The 20,858-nt window shown below is 62.2% G+C and carries 18 protein-coding genes; 11 read left to right on the plus strand and 7 right to left on the minus strand.

From position 1 onward, the window contains the following. Positions 1-3: 3 nt before the first annotated feature. Positions 4-2,853: an isoleucine--tRNA ligase gene (gene ileS / locus ACTQZK_RS05545; protein ID WP_441898794.1), complete on the minus strand. Its 2,850-nt coding sequence runs from the start codon at positions 2,851-2,853 to the stop codon at positions 4-6. A gap of 267 nt (positions 2,854-3,120) precedes the next feature. Here ileS and ACTQZK_RS05550 point away from each other — a divergent pair, with 267 nt between their 5' ends. Beyond that, positions 3,121-4,005: a DegV family protein gene (locus ACTQZK_RS05550; protein WP_418830670.1), complete on the plus strand. Its 885-nt coding sequence runs from the start codon at positions 3,121-3,123 to the stop codon at positions 4,003-4,005. Between the two features lie 129 nt (positions 4,006-4,134). On the opposite strand, the gene dinB is transcribed toward ACTQZK_RS05550, so the two are convergent. Beyond that, positions 4,135-5,403: a DNA polymerase IV gene (gene dinB / locus ACTQZK_RS05555; protein WP_418830672.1), complete on the minus strand. Its 1,269-nt coding sequence runs from the start codon at positions 5,401-5,403 to the stop codon at positions 4,135-4,137. Positions 5,404-5,641: 238 nt separating this feature from the next. Here dinB and ACTQZK_RS05560 point away from each other — a divergent pair, with 238 nt between their 5' ends. Further along, complete coding sequence (locus tag ACTQZK_RS05560) at positions 5,642-6,772, plus strand: pyridoxal phosphate-dependent aminotransferase (protein ID WP_114566052.1); 1,131 nt, start codon at positions 5,642-5,644, stop codon at positions 6,770-6,772. Positions 6,773-6,816: 44 nt separating this feature from the next. On the opposite strand, the gene ACTQZK_RS05565 is transcribed toward ACTQZK_RS05560, so the two are convergent. Together ACTQZK_RS05565 and ACTQZK_RS05570 are read right to left on the minus strand one after the other, a co-directional pair. Then, a complete protein-coding gene (locus ACTQZK_RS05565; RefSeq protein ID WP_441898796.1) occupies positions 6,817-9,408 on the minus strand; it encodes a heavy metal translocating P-type ATPase in 2,592 nt (863 codons plus the stop codon). A gap of 258 nt (positions 9,409-9,666) precedes the next feature. Then, complete coding sequence (locus tag ACTQZK_RS05570; protein WP_216528477.1) at positions 9,667-10,008, minus strand: metal-sensing transcriptional repressor; 342 nt, start codon at positions 10,006-10,008, stop codon at positions 9,667-9,669. A 283-nt stretch (positions 10,009-10,291) separates the two neighbouring features. Here ACTQZK_RS05570 and ACTQZK_RS05575 point away from each other — a divergent pair, with 283 nt between their 5' ends. Together ACTQZK_RS05575 and ACTQZK_RS05580 are read left to right on the plus strand one after the other, a co-directional pair. Then, a complete protein-coding gene (locus ACTQZK_RS05575) occupies positions 10,292-10,852 on the plus strand; it encodes a hypothetical protein (protein WP_114566049.1) in 561 nt (186 codons plus the stop codon). 43 nt (positions 10,853-10,895) lie between these two features. Further along, entirely contained in the window at positions 10,896-11,549 is a 654-nt protein-coding gene (locus ACTQZK_RS05580; protein ID WP_441898799.1) for an SOS response-associated peptidase family protein, read from the plus strand. An 86-nt stretch (positions 11,550-11,635) separates the two neighbouring features. Here ACTQZK_RS05580 and ACTQZK_RS05585 read toward each other — a convergent pair whose 3' ends face one another. From ACTQZK_RS05585 to ACTQZK_RS05595, 3 genes are all read right to left on the minus strand, one after another. Continuing rightward, on the minus strand, positions 11,636-12,607 hold the full coding sequence (locus tag ACTQZK_RS05585; RefSeq protein WP_441898801.1) for a DMT family transporter: 972 nt from the start codon (positions 12,605-12,607) through the stop codon (positions 11,636-11,638). A gap of 67 nt (positions 12,608-12,674) precedes the next feature. Further along, positions 12,675-13,409, minus strand: a complete 735-nt coding sequence (locus tag ACTQZK_RS05590) for an ATP-binding protein (protein WP_418830680.1) — start codon at positions 13,407-13,409, stop codon at positions 12,675-12,677. A 166-nt stretch (positions 13,410-13,575) separates the two neighbouring features. Beyond that, the gene (locus tag ACTQZK_RS05595) at positions 13,576-14,085 is read right to left on the minus strand and encodes a flavin reductase family protein (RefSeq protein WP_225749121.1); all 510 of its coding nucleotides are present in this window, start codon (positions 14,083-14,085) and stop codon (positions 13,576-13,578) included. Positions 14,086-14,273: 188 nt separating this feature from the next. On the opposite strand from ACTQZK_RS05595, the gene ACTQZK_RS05600 reads away from it, so the two are divergent. From ACTQZK_RS05600 to ACTQZK_RS05630, 7 genes are all read left to right on the plus strand, one after another. Further along, positions 14,274-14,654 carry an ArsR/SmtB family transcription factor gene (locus tag ACTQZK_RS05600; protein WP_114566044.1) on the plus strand — a complete coding sequence of 127 codons (381 nt, stop codon included), beginning with the start codon at positions 14,274-14,276 and terminating at the stop codon, positions 14,652-14,654. 29 nt (positions 14,655-14,683) lie between these two features. Continuing rightward, positions 14,684-14,902, plus strand: coding sequence for a cation transporter (locus ACTQZK_RS05605; RefSeq protein WP_114566043.1), 219 nt, complete (start codon positions 14,684-14,686; stop codon positions 14,900-14,902). A gap of 81 nt (positions 14,903-14,983) precedes the next feature. Next, positions 14,984-16,915 carry a heavy metal translocating P-type ATPase gene (locus tag ACTQZK_RS05610; RefSeq protein WP_441898803.1) on the plus strand — a complete coding sequence of 644 codons (1,932 nt, stop codon included), beginning with the start codon at positions 14,984-14,986 and terminating at the stop codon, positions 16,913-16,915. A 105-nt stretch (positions 16,916-17,020) separates the two neighbouring features. Next, a complete protein-coding gene (locus tag ACTQZK_RS05615; protein ID WP_216528472.1) occupies positions 17,021-17,269 on the plus strand; it encodes a VF530 family DNA-binding protein in 249 nt (82 codons plus the stop codon). Positions 17,270-17,358: 89 nt separating this feature from the next. Next, positions 17,359-17,736 carry a hypothetical protein gene (locus tag ACTQZK_RS05620; protein WP_428420721.1) on the plus strand — a complete coding sequence of 126 codons (378 nt, stop codon included), beginning with the start codon at positions 17,359-17,361 and terminating at the stop codon, positions 17,734-17,736. Positions 17,737-17,995: 259 nt separating this feature from the next. Then, positions 17,996-18,979: a glutamine-hydrolyzing GMP synthase gene (guaA, locus tag ACTQZK_RS05625; protein ID WP_216528470.1), complete on the plus strand. Its 984-nt coding sequence runs from the start codon at positions 17,996-17,998 to the stop codon at positions 18,977-18,979. 625 nt (positions 18,980-19,604) lie between these two features. Then, positions 19,605-20,507: an Abi family protein gene (locus tag ACTQZK_RS05630; RefSeq protein WP_441898806.1), complete on the plus strand. Its 903-nt coding sequence runs from the start codon at positions 19,605-19,607 to the stop codon at positions 20,505-20,507. Positions 20,508-20,858 lie beyond the last annotated feature (351 nt).

The raw sequence follows: 20,858 nt of genomic DNA on the forward strand, positions 1-20,858 counted from the left end.
AACCTACTCGCTTTCCGTGAAGCCGATGGCGTCGAGCGCGTCGCCGCAACGATCGCACACGTCAGGATGGCTCGCGTTGCCGCCGAGCACGCGATAGTTCCAGCAACGCGGGCACTTCTCCGCATCCGTGCGAGCAACCGCGGCTGCAAGCTCGTCGCCTTCGACGAACGCCACGGATGCCACGATGAACAGCTCTTCGTACACGGCGGCGTCGTAGCGCTCCAGCACGTCGAGCACGCTGCGCGGAGCCGTCACCGTCACGGCGGCTTCCTGGCTCTTGTTCACAACCTTCTGGCCACGGGCGTCCTCAAGCGCCTTCGTCACCGCTTCGCGCACGCCCAGCACCACGCCGAAGTCCTCGGCCATGCGCTCGCCGCCTTCCGCGGGAATGGCGGGCACGAAGTCCGAGACTTCAGGCCAACCGGCCAGCTGCACGTTGGAGGGACGGCCTTCGTTCATGCGCTCGGCCTGCGGGTAGTGCTCCCACACCTCGTCGGTCGTGAACGTCAGGACGGGCGCCAGCACGCGCACGAGCACTTCGAGGATGTTCGCGAGCACGGTCTGCACGGCGCGGCGGCGCGGCGAGTTCGGCGCCTCGGAGTACAGGCGGTCCTTCGTCGCGTCCATGTAGACGGCCGACAGATCGTTCACGATGTAGTCGTACACGCTGCGGTACACGTAATGGAAACGGTAGCTGTCGTAGGCCGCCTCGACGTCGGCAAGCAGATGCCGCGTGCGCACCATCGCCCACTGGTCGATCGGCTCGAGCCCCTCCCAGTCGGAAACGGCGTCGTGCTCGAAGCAGAAATCGTCCAAGCTGCCCAGCAGGAAGCGGAACGTGTTGCGGATGCGGCGGTACGCTTCGCTCGTGCGCTGCAGGATCTCGTCGGAAATGCTCACGTCCTGCGAGTAGTCGACGCTGGCCACCCACAGGCGCAGCACGTCGGCGCCCGCCTTCGCCATCACGTCGGCCGGATCCACGCCGTTGCCCAGCGACTTCGACATCTTGCGGCCTTCGCCGTCCACCGTGAAGCCGCAGTGCATGACAGACTTGTACGGCGGCACGCCGTAAGCGCCCACGCTGGTCAGAAGCGACGACTGGAACCAACCGCGATGCTGGTCGGAGCCTTCCAGGTACATATCCGCCGGGAAGCGCAGGCCCTCGGCCTCGCGATGCTTGAGCACGGAGGTATGGGACACGCCGCTTTCCCACCACACGTCCAGGATGTCCTTTTCAGGCACGAGCTCGCTGCATCCGCACGTTTCGCACTTCACGTGGCGGGGCAGGTACTCGGAGGGCTTGCGCGTGAACCACGCGTCGGCCCCTTCGCGGTTGAACAGGTCGATGACCGCGTCGAACGTCTCCTCGGTAGCAACCGTGCTGCCGCACTTCGCGCACTTGAACACGGGAATGGGCACGCCCCACGAGCGCTGGCGCGAAATGCACCAGTCGGGACGGTCGGCCACCATGCTGCCGATACGGTTCTTCGCCCACGCGGGGATCCACTCCACCGTGTTCTCGATGGCGTTCAGGGCGTTCTCGCGCAGCGCGTTCTTGTCCATGGACACGAACCACTGGTCGGTGGCGCGGAAGATGACCGGCTCGTGGCAGCGCCAACAATGCGGGTAGCTGTGCAAGATGGTCTTCTGGGCCACGAGCGTGCCGCGCTCGCGCAGCCACTCGATGATCACCGGGTTGGCCGCCTCGACGTCAAGGCCGGCGAAGGGGCCCGCCTCGTCGGTCAGCACGCCGTTGTCGTCCACCGGCATGAGCAGCGGCACGTCGAATTCGAGCGCCACCAGGTAGTCGTCCTGGCCGTGTCCGGGAGCCGTGTGCACGGCGCCGGTGCCCGAATCGAGCGTGACGTGATCGCCGTAGATAATCGTGCCCTTGAGATCCTGGCGGATGGGGCACGTGTAAGTCAGGCCGGTCAGCTGACGGCCCTTGAGCGCAACGGGCTCGCCATCTTCGCCGAGCACCAGGTCATAGCTTTCCCAACCCGCGATCTCGGCCACCTGCTCCACCAGCTCGCGCGCGAAGATCACGTTGGACCCGTCGGCGCGCACCATGACGTAGTCGGCGTCGGGGGCAAGCGACACGGCCGTGTTGGCCGGCAGCGTCCAGGGCGTGGTGGTCCAGATGAGCACGTAGGCGTCGCCCTCGGCTCCGGCGGCCTCGAACACGCCCGGCATCACGTCGAGCTTGAACTTCACGAAGATGGACGGCGACGTTTCGTCGGAGTACTCGATCTCAGCCTCGGCCAGCGCGGTATGGCAGCGCTTGCACCAGTGAATGGGCTTGCGGCCGCGGTAGACCGAGCCGTCCAGGTACATCTGCTTGAACACTTCCACGTTGCCGGACTCGTAGTTCGGCGTGAACGTGAGGTAGGGGTGATCCCAGTCGGCGTTGACGCCCAGGCGCTTGAACCCGTCGCGCTGGATGTCGACGTACTTCTCGGCCCATTCGCGGCACAGGCGACGCAGCGTGGGCTGGTCGATCTTGGCCATCTTCTCAGGCCCGAGGGTCTTTTCCACCATGTGCTCGATCGGCTGGCCGTGGCAGTCCCAACCGGGCACGTACGGCGTGAAGAAGCCGCGCTGCGCGTGGGACTTGTTCACGAAGTCCTTGAGGATCTTGTTGAAGGCATGACCGATGTGAATGGGGCCGTTGGCGTACGGGGGGCCGTCGTGCAGAATGAAGGGCTTGCCGTCCTTGTTCTTTTCCAGCACGCGCTCGTAGATGCGCTCCTCTTCCCACTTCGCAAGACGCTTCGGCTCGCTTTCGGGCAAGTTCGCCCGCATTGCGAAGTCGGTCTTGGGCAGGTTCATCGTTTCCTTGTACGTATTGGCCACGGGATGCCGTACCTTTCCTCAAGAGTCCAAGATGCATGCGGCGCGCGGACCCAAAGAATCCCCTGCGGCCCGCCGCGCGTTTCAATCGTTGCAAACCGCTATAGTATAGTGGAAGCAAGGCAGGATACGGCGAGTTCGATCGCACTTTTCAAAATTGCGACATAGGAAAGCGCGCGAACCGGTATACTTCTTGTGTTTGCAATTCAAAGCGAGCGGCTTTTGTTTCCGAACATGCCGTTCGCTTGGCTTTTCAGGAAGGAAGCGACTATGTCGATGAACTTCGAAATCGTCACCGATTCAAGCAGCAACCTCGTCGAAGAGATGATCGACGATTTCGGCTTGCACGTCCTGCCCCTCACCTTCATGGTCGACGGCGAGGACGAAGTGTACCAAAGCTACCTCAAGGGCGAGCACACCGACCTATCGCAGTTCTACACCATGATGCGCGAGGGGAAGGTGTTCAAAACCTCCCTGCCGAACCTGGCCGACACCGAGCAGCTGATGCGCGGCCTGCTGGAGCAGGGTCGCGACGTCCTGTACCTGGGATTCTCGAGCGGCCTGTCCGGCACGTACGAAGCCGTGGAGCTTCTGGTGGGCCAGCTTGCCGGCGAGTTCCCCGACCGCACGGTGCTCTCCGTGGACACGCTGGCGGCCTCCGGCGGCGAAGGCCTGCTGGTGTGGCACGCGGTGCAGCGCGCTCGCGCAGGCGCCGCCATCGAAGAAGTCAGGGATTGGGTCGAAGCCAACAAGCTGAAGCTTGCCCACTGGTTCACGGTGGACGACCTCATGTTCTTGTTCCGCGGCGGGCGCGTGTCGAAAACGAGCGCCTGGGCGGGCACGATGCTCAACATCAAGCCGGTCATGCACGTGGACGACGACGGGCATCTGGTGCCTATGGAGAAGGTGCGCGGGCGCAAGAAATCGCTCAACGCCCTGGTCGACCACATGGAGAAAACGGCGATCAAGCCCATCGAGGACCAGATGGTGTTCATCACGCACGGCGACTGCCTGGAGGATGCGGAGTACGTCGCCGCGCAGGTCAAAGAGCGCTTCGGCGTGCGCGACGTGGTCATCAACTACGTCGACCCGGTGATCGGCGCGCACTCCGGGCCGGGCACGATGGCGCTGTTCTTCTTGGCTGACAAGCGCTAGCCCCTCGCGAAACGCAACCTGCCAAAAGGCCGACGGGACGCCCCGCCGGCCTTTTTCGTTCGCCCGCTTTTCAACGAGAACCCGCCCGCTACGTCCGCCCTTCCTCGACGCAGCGCTTCGGATGCGCTTCTACTTGTAGTCCGCGATGTTCTTGCTTGACGAGCCGGTGGTGTTCTTCTCGTTGCGCAGCTCATGCCCGAACCGCACGGCCGATTCGCCGAACCGGTTTCGCACAAGATCGGTGGCGTCAAGAAGGCCCCGGCGCTTGCCCTCGTCTTTGATGACGGGCGCGGCATCGTCGTCCGACGGCGCGGCCTCGGACAGGTCGAACAAGCTCTCCTGCACGGCGGCATCGGCGTCGAACCCGGTCATCGCAACGCCGATCAAGCGAACCGGCATGCCCGGACGCCACACTTCGTCCACCATACGGTATAGGATCGGCGTGTAGGCCAGCTCGTCGTCGGAGGGGTTCGGCAGCTGCCGCTGAACCGAGCGCACGCTCCGATCGTCGAATTTGACCCGCAGGCCAACCGTGCGTCCGACAAGCCCTTTGCGACGCAAGCGACGGCCCACTTTGGCAGCCATGGTGGCGATGGCCGCTTCCACATCCTGCCGATCGACCAGATCGTGCGCGAACGTCATTTCGTTGGACACCGACTTCACCGCATCGTCCTGCTCGACCGGCGCATCGTCGCCGCCGAGCGAGCGGATGTGCATGACGCGACCGTTTTTGCCCAACATCCTTACCAGCATGGTCTCGTCGGCTGCGGCCAGCTGCCCGAGCGTGACGATGCCGCGCGAGCGCAGCTTCTCCTCGGCCGCGGCCCCGATGCCGCTCATGACCCGAACGGGCAACGGCGCCAGGAAGTCCCGCTCGCTTCCCGGATACACCACGGTCAAGCCGCGCGGCTTGTCCATGTCGGAAGCGATCTTCGCCACCGTCTTGGAGGTTCCAACGCCAATCGAGCAGGTCACGCCAAGCTTTTCCACGCGCGTCTGGATGCGCTGCGCCACGAGCACCGGGTGCTCGCAGTTGACGGCGGTCGGCGTCACGTCCATGAACGCCTCGTCGATGCTCACCTGCTGCACGCGAGGGGTTTCGGCCTTCAGGATATCCATGATCTGATTGGAGACCGCCCGATAGCGATCGAAATGCCCGCGCGTCCAGATGGCCTGCGGGCACAGGCGCTTCGCCGTTGACGAGGGCATGGCGCTGCGCACGCCGAACGGCCGGGCCTCGTAGGATGCGGTGGACACCACGCCGTGCTTGTCGGGGTCGCCGCCCACGATAACGGGCTTGCCGCGCCAAGCGGGATGGTCCAGTTGCTCGACCGAAGCGAAGAACGCGTCCAGATCGACCAGAAGGATGGCAGAGCCTTCCCAGGGGGCCAACAGCATCGAGGCGCCCTGGTCGCCGCTGCAAGCCGAATCGGTATGTTCGCCCGAGAGATTCATGATCGCAATTAGTCTACCATGTCCGCTGCGCGCGTATGGAACTTGTGCTAGGATGTTCATTCCCTGCCTCTTAAGGAAGGCATGGATGCGACCGCATTCGAACGCCCGCTTCAAACGCTCACCTGGATTTCGACGTCGAGTCCATTTGCGGTTCGTTGACGACAGTCGGAAAGGAGGGACGATGGCGCTGCATGAAACCGTCGCGCGCGGGTGCGTACGCGACTGCGTGACCGCGCTTCCCGAGCAGCTGCTCTCTCCGCCCTACGAGTTGCGCACCGAAATGAACTGGATAGACTTTTCGGGCACGGCGAACCCCTTGGGCACTCCCCCTACGTTCATACGAGCTATGGAAGCGGCGCTTGCCGCCGGACAGCTGAACTATCCGCCCGACCGCGAGGCTCATACGCTGCGCAGCGTGCTCGCGCGCAGGTTCGGGCTGCCCGTGGCATCGTTTCTCGTGGGATCGACCGTCGGCGACATGGTTCGGGCGGTTGCCCAAACCTACCAGCCGTGCACAGTCGGCGTCACCGTGCCGGGACCGGCCGAGTATGCGCTGGCGGCGGGAAACGCCGGGCATCGCGTGGTCGAGATAACCAGCCCGGCAGGATTCGTCATTCCCGATCCCGCCGCAGCCGAACGGCACGGCATCTACTTCGACGCCGCCGTGCTGGCAAACCCGGGCTACCCCACCAGCCGCCTCTTGCCGCAGCCGACGCTGCTGTCGTATCTGGAGGCATGCACGTGGGTGGTGGTGGACGAACGATCCATCGAGCTTACGCTCGGCGGCGAGAGCATGGTCGAGCTCACGTCCGAACATCGCAACCTGGTGGTGGTTCGCTCCTTCTGCGAGCCCTTCGCCATGCCGGGCGTGCCCATCAGCTACTGCATAGCGCACCCCGACACCATCGCGCAGATCGCGCGCTTCTACGACAGCTCCGCGGTTCCGATGTTCGCCGAAGTGCTCGGCGAGCTGACCCTGACCGAAGTAGGGCACCTGGAGCGCACCCGCGAGTTCCTGGATTCCGAGATTCCCTGGCTTCAGTGCATGCTCAACCTGATTCCCGGTATCGACATTTTCCCCGCGGAAGCGAACTACGTCATGTGCACCTTCGATGCCGGAGCGGACATGACGTTAGGCGTCGCAAGCGCCGAAGAGCTTGCCAGCAGACTGCAGCTTGCCGGCTTCCTGATTCGCAAGCTGGAAAGCACGCCGGGCCTTGAAGACGGCCGCTACTTCTGCGTGGCCGTGCGCACGCGCGAAGACAACGAGAAATTGATCAGCGCACTGCGCGAGATCATCGTAGGCTGCTAACGCGGGAAGGGAGCCTTGCGAACGGCGGCTCCCTTCCCGCAATGCTAATCGACCTTCGTCACCTCGTATCCGGCATCGACCACGGCGGCGGCAAGATCCTCGACGGGCACGTCCTTCCCAAGTTTCGCCACAGCGGTCTTTGCCTCCAGATCCACGATCGCCTCTTCAACGCCGTCCACCCCTTCGAGGGCCTTCTTCACGTGCGAGACGCAATGCGGGCACATCATGCCCTCCACATGCAAGGTTCTTTCCATGGCTGTCTCCTTTCTTTCAGGCGCCTCGACGCCGCCCGATTCGCTTTGCTGATCGGCAGCCTGCCGGGCCGCCGCCGTTGCCGTCCGGCTAAAACGCGGCTCCCATCTGCGCAGCCGAAGGGCGTTCGCCACCACGCACACCGAGCTCATGCTCATAGCCGCCGCCGCGATCATGGGATTGAGGTTGATCCCGGCGAACGCGAACGCACCGGCCGCCACGGGAATGCAGACCGTGTTGTAGACAAGCGCCCAGAACAGGTTCTGCTTGATGTTGCGCAGCGTGGCACGCGAAAGCTGAATAGTTGCGGGCACGTCGAGCACGTCGCTTTTCATGAGCACCACGTCGGCGCTCTCGATAGCGATGTCCGTACCGGCTCCGATAGCTATCCCGACATCGGCGCGCGCAAGCGCGGGCGCGTCGTTGATGCCGTCGCCCACCATGGCAACCTTTCCCTGGCGGGCCAAGCGCCGGATCTCGCGCTCTTTCCCATCCGGAAGCACCCCGGCAATGACCTGGTCGGCTCCCACTTCGCGTTGAATGGCCGCAGCGGTGCGCTCGTTGTCGCCGGTCAACATGACCGTGCGAATGCCCATGGCCCGCAACTCGGTCAGCGCCGCCGCGCTCGTAGGCTTCACGGTATCGGCAACCGCCAAAACCCCCGCAAGCCGACCGCCCCATGCGAAGAAGAGCGGCGTCTTGCCCGCTTCGGCGAAACGCTGCGCGTCAGCCTCCAAAGAGGAAACGTCCACGCCCTGCTCGCGCATGAGCCGATCGTTGCCGGCCGACGCAGGCATGCCGTCCACGACGGCCGTCAGGCCCCCGCCCGGCACCTGCGCGAACTCTTCCACGGCAAGACGTTGAACGCCGCGCCGATCGGCCCACGCGACGACGGCCAAAGCCAGCGGATGCTCCGAGCGACCCTCGATGGACAGCGCAAGCCGAGCCAGATCGTCAAGGCCGGAATCCGGCGCGCACAGCGCGTCGGTCACGCTCGGTTCGCCGCGCGTGACGGTGCCCGTCTTGTCCAGCACGACGGTTTTCACGTCATGGGCGGTCTCAAGAGCCTCCGCCGATTTAACCAGGATGCCGCGCTGCGCGCCACGGCCCGTGCCCACCATGATTGCCGTGGGAGTTGCCAAGCCCAGCGCACACGGGCACGAGATCACCAGCACCGTAACGGCATGCGAGAGCGCGGTTTCGAGCGGAGATCCCAACGCCGTCCACGCAGCGAACGTCGCCACGGCGATTACGATGACCACGGGAACGAACACGCCCGATATTCGGTCGGCGATCTTCTCGATAGGGGCTTTCGTGGACGTGGCCTCGTCCACCAGACGAATGATGCCGGAAAGCACGGTGTCGTCGCCCACGCGGTCCGCGCGCATGGAAAACCAGCCCGTTCGGTTTATGGCGCCGCCGGTCACGGCGTCTCCCGGCCGCTTCTCAACCGGAACGCTTTCCCCCGTGATGACGGACTCGTCCACCGTTCCTGCGCCCTCGAGCACAACGCCGTCCACAGGCACGCCTTCGCCCGCTTTGACCGCCAGCACGTCGCCCACGCGCAGCTCTTCCACCGGCACGCGCTCCTCGCGCCCGTCCGTCAGGCGCACGGCCTCCTTGGGAGCCAGATCCATGAGCTTCGCGATGGCATCGGTGGTCCTGCCTTTCGCGCGCGCCTCGAAGTACTTGCCCAGCGTGATGAGGGTCAGGATCATGGCCGCAGACTCGAAGTACAGGTCCATGGACGCCGCATGCGCCGCGTGCAGGTCCCCTGCGCCCAGCGCGTACCCCATTTTATACAGAGCGTACACGCCGTACCCCGCCGAGGCGGTCGAGCCCAGCGCTATGAGCGAGTCCATGTTCGGAGCACCGTGGAAAAGCGCCTTGAACCCCACGCGGAAGAACTTGAAGTTCACGAACGCCACGGGGAGCAGCAAGAGGAACTGCGTGAGCGCGAACGGGATGACGTTCGCCTCGCCGAGCAGAAACGCCGGCAACGGCCAACCGAACATGTGCCCCATGCTCAGGTAGAACAGCGGAACCGTGAATGCCGTCGACACGGCCAGGCGCATCCTCACGTGCGCAGCTTCGGCGGCTGCGTCGACAACGGGGCTCGCCTGGGCGGCGCGAGCCCGACTACCGCCCGAAGCTCCGCCTTGCTCGACGCGTGGAAAAGCCCTGTATCCGGCCTTTTCCACGGCGGCGCTCACTTCGGCGGCAGCGTCCGAAGCCGATGAACCGTCGGCGTAGGTCACGTCCATGCTGTTTTTAAGCAGGTTGACCGACACGCCCTGCACGCCGTCCACCGACCGAGCGGCTTTCTCCACCCGCGCCGAGCATGCCGCACAGGTCATGCCCGTCACGTCAAATGTTTGCTTCATCTTGCATTCCTTTCCGGCACATGCCGAAACGCCCGCCTTGCAACCCGACGCTCCGTGAACACAGGGTGCCGAAGCGCCGCGTGAGGGACTCGGCGGAAGCGGAGGCAGAACCTATTGTCGCCCGAAACGTACGCTTTCGAGTTATTTTCCGTACGTTTCGGGCGACAATGACCCCGCGCGCCGGCCGTTCGCAGCGGATGTTCACGACAGCCGTTCGCGTCAGGCGTTCGCAGCGGGCCTGCGCGTCGGCCCTGCGCGCTAACGCGAGAACTTCTTCAGCAGCTGCATGACCTCGTCGATAACTTCCGTGTTGCCGCGCTCGATTTGCTCGACCACGCATGTTTCCAGGTGATTGCGCAGCATAATGGCCGAAACGCTGTGCACGGCGCTTTCCGCCGCCGCAAGCTGCGTGAGCACGTCACCGCAGTAACGGTTATCGTCGATCATTGATTTCACGCCGTTGAGCTGGCCTATCACGCGATTGAGCCGCTTTTGCAAGTCATCCTGCAACTCAGCCGAGCGCGGCGTGTCCTTATGACGGCAGCAGCACGAACCGGCGGCGGGCGCGCTTGTTTCGCCGTTGCGCTTATCGGTTGCCATGACGGTCCTTTCTCGAAGGCGCATCCATTCTGCACATACCCCCAGGGGGCATGCGATTACGCGAAGTATATACCCGCACGGGGTATTGTCAAGCACTCTTATGGGAAATTTCGGAATACATCGCACGGCAGTGCTGAATCGTACGCAAACGCCCCGGGCTCCCTATCCGCCAAGATGCCGGAGACCGGCGCTTACGATGAACTTCTCGAATCCTCAACAATGCGCGCCACCGTCGGAAGGCTCGTGATACAATGCTCGACCACCTTCGAAAGGAGCTGGACCCATGTCGACCGTGCAGTCCGTGCAAGACATCAAGAAAAGCCGCCCGAGCGCGCGCGTGGCCATCGTCTCCATGCTGCTCATTCCCTTGGTGGGCGTCGGATGCCTGCTGTTTCCCGATATCGCCGAAGAGGTGCTGCCCTATTTTCTCGGCGTGCCCATGGTCCTTTCGGGCGCGGGCAGCATCGTCACGGTGGCGCGCGAGCGAAACGTCGATGCCGCGCAGAGCAGCGTGGGGACCGCCATCGTGCTGTGCATTCTGGGAATGACGACCATCGTCCATGGCTCGAAGTCCACCATGTTCATCGGAATCATCTGGGGTTTGCTGGGCCTGTACAAAGCAGGCGGCGAGTTCGACCAGATCATAGCGTCCATCAAAGCGAAAGAGCCTTATCTTCTGCCGCTCGGCTTGTGCGTGTTCCAGCTGGTGCTGGCGGTGCTTTTGATCCTCAACCCCTTCGCCAATATCGAGCATCATCTGCTGTTGCTGGGACTCGAGCTTATCGTCTACCCCTTCAAGGTCCACCGCGAGCACGGCAAGTTCAAGCTGGAAGCCGAGGCGTAAAGCCAGCCATCGCCCGGAAAGCTCGACCCGCCAAGGAGCAGCCATGTGCCACCGATTCGCCACGCTCAAGCGCGCAGACATCATGAAAGCCGCCGAGTCCATCGCGGCGGAGCTTGCGCGGGAGCGCATCGACCTCAGCATGCTCGATGCGCTCGAAACGTATCGCCAGCACCTCTCCCGCCCCGTCGATGCAGCGGAAGCCTACCCCTCGTCCACCGTTGCGGTGATTGCGGCAACAGGTCGGGGCTCGCAGCTTGCCGTCACCGATATGGTCTGGGGATTCGATGCTCCTTGGGCCTCGTCGGGCACCGTGTACAACGCGCGCATCGAATCGATCCTCGAAAGCCAAGATGGCATGTGGGCAGACGCCGCTGCCCGACGAAGGTGCATCGTCGCCGTGCGTGCGTTCTTCGAAACCCACCGAAGCGAAACCGCCCTCGACAAGACGACGGGGAAAAGCGCGAAGCGCCAGTACGCGTTCGAGCGCGCCGACGGGGAGCCGCTTTTCCTTGCGGCAGTTCACGAAAAAGGTCGCTTCGCCCTTGTGACCGCGAAGCCGTGCGCATGCGTGGCGGACGTGCACAACCGCATGCCGCTCGTGCTGAACACGCAGGAAGCGGCTCGATGGCTGGACGGACGATACGCCGACCTGGCCGATCGAAGCCAGGTGCCCCTGCGCGCAAAGCCCGAAGACTGAGCTTGCTCGAGCCGCTCCAACGTGCAGACGAAGCTCGGAACTCCGGCGAACCTCCCGATCAGACGCAAGGATCTCGCAAGCGGCGCTCACTTTCCCCGCTCGGACAAGAAAAGCCCTGCCACCGTAAGAAGGACGCCCACCAGAACAGGCGGCGTCAACGGGTCCCCCAGTACGACCGCCGACGCCATGACGGTCAACGCCGGCACCAGGTAGATGTAGAGGCTCGTGCGCACCGGCCCCAATTCGCGCACCGCAACGTTCCAAGTCACGAAACATAAAGCGCTCGCCCCTAAGCCCAGAAACGCCAGGTTCGCCCAGGATTGCGGCAAAAGGAGCGCAGGCCAGTCGGGCGAAAAGCCCAGCAGGGGCAGCGTCGGCACCATAAGCGCCAAGCCCCAGGCGAACGTCCGGCGCGTTGCCAGCACACTGTCGTATCCAAACGTCGAGATCTTCTTCGACACCAGGGAGTAAACCGCCCATGTAGCGGCGGCCGTAAGGGCAAGCGCCACCCCTACGACAACCTCCCCTAGCCCTGCCCTCGCTCCGGCATCCGCTGGAAGCGCCTCCGCGCCGCCGAAACTGACCAAGCACACGCCCGCCATGGCCACCAAGAAGCCGAAGAAGAAGGGCGCGTGCAACCGCTCCTTGAAAACCACCGCCGAAAGCAAACCGGTGAACAGGGGCGCTGCCGCCACCACGACGCCGACGATCGATGCCGTGACAAATGTGAGCGCAATATTCTCCAGCAGGTAATACAGCATGACGCCCGTAGCGCCGGCCGCGATAAACCAGCACTCCTCGGCGAAACCGCGAACCGACAACCGCCGAGGCCTTAGGGCAACAAGCGCTAAAAAGCCCATGACGAAGCGGAAGAAAAGGATTTCCACAGGCGCGAAATGCTCCAGCAGCACCTTCGTCGAAACGAAGGTGACCGCCCATATAAGCACCGTGACGAGCGCAACCGCATGTCCGCGCGCAATGGGAGAACCGCCCGACCCGCCGGCAGTTCCCAACCGTTTTCCTCTAGACGTCCCGTCACCGCGCGCGCCAGCCTTCATGCTTCACCTTTCGTCGCAGACGAACGATAGCACGAACCGGCGCCGCGCGCGGCAAGAACGTCGATCGCTACAGCAGCTCTCCGCGCACCGACACGGTTACGACCTCGAACGGCACGTCCTTGCCGCTGAGCTCCAGCGCCGCGCGCGCCGCATGCTCGATTCCGCCGCAGCACGGCACCTCCATGCGCGCAACGGTCACCGATGCAATGTCGTTGCCAGCGAATATGGCAGCCAGCTTCTCGGTGTAATCCACGGCGTCGAGCTTCGGACACCCGATAACCGTGGTACGGCCGCGCATGAACCTTCGATGGAAATCAGCGTAGGCAAAGGCCGTGCAATCCGCTGCCACCAGCACGTGAGCCCCCTCGAAATAGGGCGCGCGAACCGGCACGAGCTTGATCTCGACCGGCCATTGAGCCAGCTGCGAAGGGGGCGTCGAGGACGCATCGGCCTCAAGCGCGACGTCGGGCTGCTGCAACGCAGGCCGAACCGGAGCAGGCTCCTCGGCTGCGAAGAACCGAGAGAGCGACCCCGGGCATCCGCCCGACCGGCCGCCTGCGGGTGCGGCGGCCATCCGCGCTTTGACGGCCGCTTCATCGTACGGGGCCGCCTCGCGCTCGACGAACGTGATGGCGCCCGTAGGGCACGCCGGCAGACAGTCGCCCAGACCGTCGCAGTAATCGTCGCGCAACAGGCGGGCCTTCCCGTCCACAAGGCCGATGGCGCCCTCGTGGCAAGCGCTCACGCATATTCCGCAGCCGTTGCAGGCCGCTTCGTCTATATGGATAACTCGTCTTATCATGGCAGCATCTTTCTCCTCATGCACAATCCGCCTAGCGTTCGCCGATCGTACCAGGACGCTGTGCTCTATTCCGTTGTATTCACAACAAAAAGCGCACTGAGCCGCCTCATTCACGTTCTGCACACGTTCACGGCAGCGCAACGGACGTCAGAGGAGCGCGGCGGCGTCAACGCTTGGCAAGGGCGCGCTCAACCTGCGCGACGTACATGCAATGGTAGTCGTGCTGGGAATACCATTGCTCATCGTTCTCCTTCGCGATGAAGTTCTCGGGCGGCATGTCCGCAGCGTAGAGCTTACGGCACACGAGCACCAGATCGGCCTCTTGAATGCCCGTCGTGCCATCTACGTAGTAGGGCGACAACCCGGCGCGCGCAAGCTTGTCGGCTTGATCGCGTCCCGACACCTTGCCGCAGTACGCAAGCGCCTTGCGATGCTCCTCGCCCAGAAACGACAGCGTGAAGCGGTCGTTGGCATCGACGAACTCTTTGGTGTAGCGCTGAGGACGCAGGTAGACGGTCGCCGCGTTCATCCCCCACAGCACGCCGAAACCGCCCCAACTTGCAGTCATCGTGTTACACCCGCGCTCGTCGCCTGCAGTCACGAGCATCCATTGGTCGCCGATCATGGTGAACGGGTTCATCTGCAGCTGAGCGACGTCGATCTCTTCGAATGCCATGCGAGCTCCTTCTCTCTTGTCCGCGGTCGCCGCCATGATACCGCATCTTGCGAGACGCTTGCAGCCCGCTCGCCGCTGCCGTTACCGGAAAAGAACGGACGAGTTTTGCAGATTGCTTCACGAACGCTTGACAGCCTCGCATGCGTCCGTATACTTATGAACAGTTGTTCACATGAAAAGAGGTTACCATGTCCACGGAAGAAGCTCCGCATCTTGCCAGCTCCCACGACGGAGGCTGCGCCTGCGGCAATGCCGAACATGCAATCGACGCCACGCTTGACTGCATGCCCGACGAGGAACTGCTCTACGACCTGGCCGACCTGTTCAAGGTATTCGGCGACACCACCCGCATCAAGATCCTGTACGCCCTCATGGGCCAGGAACTGTGCGTGGCGGACATCGCCGACGCGATCGGCGCCACGCACAGCGCGGTGTCGCATCAGCTGCGCACGCTCAAGCAGGCGCGGCTGGTGAAATTCCAGCGCGACGGCAAGAACGTCATCTACTCGCTTTCGGACGATCACGTGCACACGATGCTCGCCCAAGGCATGACCCATATCTGCGAATAAAGCCGAACCAAGAACGAAAGGACAGCGACATGCGCAAAGCGTTCAAACTCCAAGACCTCGAATGCGCGAACTGCGCCGCTAAAATGGAAAACGGAATCAAGGAAATCGACGGCGTGCAAAGCGCCACGATCAGCTTCATGACCTCCAAGCTGGTGATCGAAGCAGACGAAGGTCGCTTCGATGCCGTCCTTGCCGAAGCCCAGCGCATCTGCAGCAAGTACGAACCTGACTGCGTGATCGTGCGCTAGCCCCTCCAGACAACCCAGGTGCACCACGGCGCCGATCGACGCCGGGCATCGTGCGCCCCGAAACGCGAAAAGAAGGACCCTATGAACAAAAAGCAGAGACGGACAAGGAACCGCATCGTTGCAGCCATCGTGCTGTTCGTCCTCGTCTACGCTGCCGTCGAAACGCTTCCGCTAGCCACCTGGCTCGGCAGCGAAACGAACGCCCTTTGGATCGAGTTCATCCTGTTCCTTGTCCCCTACCTCATCGCCGGCTACGACGTTCTGCTGCGCGCAGCCAGGAACATCGGGCGCGGGCAGGTGTTCGACGAGAACTTCCTCATGACGGTAGCGACCATTGGCGCGTTCGCGCTCGTGCTGTTTCCCGACAGCGACCCGCACATGGCCGAAGGCGCCGCCGTTATGCTGTTCTACCAGGTAGGAGAGCTGTTCCAAAGCTACGCGGTAGGAAAGAGCCGCAAGTCGATCGCCGACATGATGGACATCGCCCCCGATTACGCGAATGTCGAACGCGACGGATCGCTTGCGCAGGTGGACCCCTACGAAGTGAACGTCGGCGACGAGATCGTGATCAAGCCTGGCGAGCGCGTGCCGCTCGACGGCGTGGTAGTCGACGGCCGAAGCCAGCTTGACACCGCGGCGCTTACCGGAGAATCGGTGCCGCGCGAGGTGCAAAGCGGCGACGAGATCATTTCGGGATGCGTCAACCTATCGGGCAAGCTGGTCGTGCGCGTGAGCAAGCCGTTCGGCGAGTCCACCGTGTCGCGCATTCTGGAACTGGTGGAGAACGCGGCCGAGAAGAAGGCGCGCACCGAGAACTTCATCACCCGATTCGCGCGCTATTACACGCCCGCCGTGGTGATCATCGCGGCGCTCCTGGCTGTAGCTCCGCCGCTTCTCACGGGCGCAAGCTGGTCGGACTGGGTGCAGCGCGGCCTGGTATTCCTGGTCGTGTCGTGCCCGTGCGCGCTCGTCATATCGGTCCCGCTTTCGTTTTTCGGCGGCATCGGCGGGGCGTCGCGCCTGGGCATCTTGGTGAAGGGCAGCAACTATCTGGAGGCGCTCGCATCCGCAGAAACCGTCGTGTTCGACAAAACGGGAACGCTGACCGACGGATCGTTCAACGTCGTAGCCGTGCACCCGCAAGCCGACATCGACCCCGACCGCCTGCTGTCCATCGCAGCGCATGCCGAAGCGTACTCCGACCACCCCATTGCGCTTTCCGTCAAGAAAGCATACAGCGGGACTCTTGATCGGCAGCGCATCGCGGATACGGAAGAGCAAAGCGGTCACGGAGTGCGCGCGACCATCGACGAGCACGTGGTGTACGTTGGAAACGACAAGCTCATGAGCTCGTGCGGCGTAGACTTCCGCGAATGCGACTTGACGGGGACCATCCTGCACGTGTCGCTGGACGGAAGCTATATCGGCCACATCGTCATAGCCGACGTCGTCAAGCCCGACGCCGCCCAAGCTGTCGCCGATCTGCGCGCGGCGGGCGTACGCGAAACCGTCATGCTCACGGGCGATCGCGCCGACGTAGCCGCCGCCGTGGCCAGCAAGCTGGGAATCGACGAGTACCGAGCACAGCTGCTTCCCCAAGACAAGGTGGCCGAGGTGGAGAAGCTGCTCGACCGCACGCACGCGCACGGTCGAGGACGGGGCAAGCTGGCGTTCGTGGGCGACGGCATCAACGACGCGCCGGTGCTCACGCGCGCCGACATCGGCATTGCCATGGGAGCCATGGGGTCGGATGCGGCCATCGAAGCCGCCGACGTGGTGCTCATGGACGACAAGCCGTCGAGCATCGCGCAAGCCATACGCCTTGCGCGCAAGACCATGAGGATCGTGCGGCAGAACATCGTGTTCGCCCTGGGCGTGAAGTTCCTTGTGCTGATCCTGGCTGCGATAGGCTTCGCCAACATGTGGCTGGCCGTATTCGCCGACGTAGGCGTGGCGGTTCTTGCCATCCTGAACGCCATGCGCGCCATGAACGTGGGAAGCATGAAGCGCTAGGCGCTTTCCCTATCGCGTTGATTCGAAAGGTTGCTCGCGCTTTGGCGCGGGCGACCTTTCTTGTACTATGGAACCTTGCGAAACCGAATACGAGAAGGACGACCCATGGCCTCCGACAACCCGAAGATGCGCGAGCATCCCAACGACCCGCTGCACGGCATCACGCTCAAGACAATGCTCGAGGAGCTGGTGGACGAGTACGGCTGGAACGAGCTTGCCCGACGCATCCACATCAACTGCTTCAGCAACAACCCGAACCTTAAAAGCTCGCTCAACTTCCTGCGCAAGACGCCTTGGGCGCGCAACAAGGTGGAGGAGCTGTACAAGGAATCGGGGCTCTGGAGAAAGGAGTAGGACGAGAGTCCGTTTCCTTACCGGTAACGAAACGGATGCGGCTTTCATTCGAGATCACGAAGCCGCCTTCCCCAAGGTAGCATGAAGCCATGAACGACCTCGAAGACAACGAGCCTCCCGCGAAGCGCAACCTTGCCCGGTGCGCCATAGTCGTTCTGCGCTGGGCGCTCGTGGCCGGATGGTTCGCCTTCTCCGCGCTCGTTCAGCCCGGCGCCGAAGATCCCGTGCGCGCCGTTTCCCAGTCTCTTGCCTCCGCAGGGCTCGCCTTCCTTTTGGTCAATGCTCTCTGGCAGCACATGCCGCTCAAGCGGGCATGCTTGGTTGGCGCGATTGCGGCATGCGGTTTGAACCTGCTGGCGCTTTCGCCGATTTCTTGGCCCGCCATCGTCATCGGCTCTGTTGCCGGAGTGCTGGTGGGCTACCCCGTTATCCAGCGCATCGACCGCCTCATCGCATCACGCCGTTGAAGCCGGCGCGCGTCGGGCACCCTGCCCCGCTTGCGCGATCGGCTCAAGCGGAACGGACGCATCGGACGCGCAACCGGGAACGCGGCGCGAAATTTATCCACAACGAGAATTAGAGCGAAGATTTCGTTTAGAAAGGGCGGTTACGAGCCGTCGCCGCCAATGCGCCGTTTCTCGACGTCCGTTCGTCCGCTATAATCTCACCAGTGAAACCAAGGCTGCGGCTGTGCGCCCGGCTTACCGACGAGAAAAAGGAGACCGCATGGATCCCAACAAGCGTCCCGACGACATGGAGCGCATCACCACGCCCGAACTGGCAAAGGCGTTCATCGACGAGCAGGTGGAGGCCATTCAGGCGCAAGTCGGCGACCAGAAGGTGCTGCTGGCCCTGTCCGGCGGCGTGGATTCGTCGGTCGTGGCGGCGCTTTTGATCAAGGCTATCGGCAAGCAGCTCATCTGCGTGCACGTGAACCACGGCCTCATGCGCAAGGGCGAAAGCGAGCAGGTTGTCGACGTGTTCCAGAATCAGTTGGATGCGAACCTGGTGTACGTGGACGCGACCGATCGCTTCCTGTCGCTTCTCGACGGCGTGGAAGAGCCCGAGGCCAAGCGCAAGATCATCGGCGCCGAGTTCATCCGCGTGTTCGAAGAAGAGGCGCGCAAGGTGGGCGACGAGGTAAGCTTCCTGGCGCAGGGCACCATCTACCCCGATATCCTGGAGTCCGACGGCGTGAAGGCTCACCACAACGTGGGCGGCCTTCCCGACGATCTGCAGTTCGAGCTGTGCGAGCCCGTCAAGCTGCTGTACAAGGACGAAGTGCGCGTCATCGGCCGCGAGCTGGGACTGCCCGAAGGCATGGTTGAGCGCCAGCCGTTCCCCGGTCCCGGCTTGGGCGTGCGCTGCCTGGGCGCCATCACGCGCGATCGCCTGGAGGCGCTGCGCGAAGCCGACGCCATCCTGCGCGACGAGTTCGCGGCGGCCGGCTTAGAGGGCAAGGTGTGGCAGTACTTCGTGACGGTGCCCGACTTCCGCGCGACCGGCGTGCGCGACGGCGTGCGCGCCTTCGAGTGGCCGGCGATCATCCGCGCGGTCAACACGGTGGATGCCATGACCGCCGAGGTGCCGGAGCTAGATTGGTCGCTGCTCAAGAAGATCACCGCGCGGATTCTGGCCGAGGTCCCCGGTATCTGCCGCGTGTGCTACGACCTGACCCCGAAGCCTATCGGGACCATTGAGTGGGAATAAGACGTACATTTGTTCGATAGATTATCTTTAGTGCCCGAAGGTTTCTTCGGGCACTTTCTTAATGAAGACTATTACGAAGTAGCAGCAGTTGAAGCTGCAGGATATTACAAATTCGCGAATCGTGACCAGAACGAAGCAAGCCTTCGCTGCCCTCAGGAAGCCGAATTAATCATCGCCGCTAGTGGAACCGAGCCTCTTGCGACTCGGGCCGCGATCCGCTTGAAGCAGCGAGGGTGCAATCGAGACAAAGGCTTAGTCAGCAAGAGAGATATGTGCATGCAACCCTGGACGCTTCCTTAGTGTTGCTACCGCCCTTCTGCTCGACATGAGGCGTGCCAGCAAGAGCAACCTTAACTGTCTCGCGATCCGACGTCATCATGCTGGTTAAAATACGCTCCACCTCGCTTATGGTCGCGATGAGCTTCGTCAATGAAGTAAATCTCTGTACGTTGAGCGAGTAAACGCAATCCTCCACCTTGGCCGCGCCCCCTTTCACTACACTCGGCAAACTTTTACTTGACCCATGGGTTGTACAAACTTAAACTAAGTAAATCAGCGCCCACCCAAGGCTACGCTTAGCGTCCTGAAATGCGGTGGGCCTCCTTGTATCCGCGGAAGGCTCGCCATGTCCCAGGATAAGCCATTCAAAACCATAGATGAACTTGTTAGCTTGCTTGTTTACGACCGTAAAATCGAATGCGAGGATACAGACGAACTCGCTAAATTTCTCAAAGCAACGAACTACTATCGCTTTACTGGCTATGCGCGCCAATTCCAGCGTAATCCAGAATACGGGGACAACGCATTCGTCGAAGGCGCAAGCTTTGCCGACATACGGAAAATCATGGAGCTAGATAGTCAGCTTCGTAAGCTGCTGTTCCAGCAACTTACCGTAATCGAAATAGGCATAAGAGCTGCGCTTGCCCACGAACTCGGTCGTACGCATGGGAACAAAGCGTTCTATCTTGGCGAATCTTCGTATCTCAGCCTAAACGACAAGCGGGAAAACATAGTTAAGAGCCTTGTGAGCGACCTCTCCCGGACAAAGGCTGCTTCTATAGCCCACTTCGCCGATGAGGAATTTAATGGCGATGACCTAGAAAGCAGGATCAGCCGTTACAGGAAGGTTCCCATCTGGGCCGCTGTGGAAGTTGTATCGTTCGGCCATATTTCAAACATGATCGAATATTTCGCTGACCGTGATTCGGTCAAAGCAGTTGCCGCGTCATTATCGTTGCAGTGGGATCCCTTCGGCAGCGTAGTGCATTCGCTGTCCGTTCTTCGTAATATGTGCTGCCACCATGCTCAGATATGGCATCACAGGCTCGACATCCAATGCCCCGTCCAGAAGAAGCTTCGCCCTCGCCACGTCAAATACGATCCAGCTGGACCATATACCGCAATCATCATGGCGAACCATTACAGAAAAAAGATCGACGAAGACACAACCATTGCGGATGAGATCACTGCGCTTTTGGACAGCAGCCAGGAGTTTGCAAAAGGTATCTACTTCCCGCAACCGAAGTAATTCTCTCCGCTTATACCCGCCGCACCACTTCGCGCGGTACTCCCATGGCTACACGCTCACCTCGTCTTCTTCGAGCACGTCCTGTCCGATCCTACGGGCTATGGCCAGGACGTCACTTAACACTTTATCAGCCTTATCCCTAAGTGAACCATTGCTGAAGATGAGCGTGCAGGTATCGGGGTCAAATTTGTGTTTTTCACCAAATACTTGCGTTATTGGACTTTAGAAGCATGCAAACAGCTTCGTGCTTATTCCTAGGGCGCTGGTCATCCACATCAAAGGCGCTAATGAGCAGTCCGTCATGCATATCAGCAATATAATGAATAACAAGCATCGCAGGGCATTATAAGA

This window comes from Paraeggerthella sp. LCP19S3_G8 (genome assembly GCF_052119225.1).
GTDB classification, from domain to species: Bacteria; Actinomycetota; Coriobacteriia; order Coriobacteriales; family Eggerthellaceae; genus Paraeggerthella; species Paraeggerthella hominis.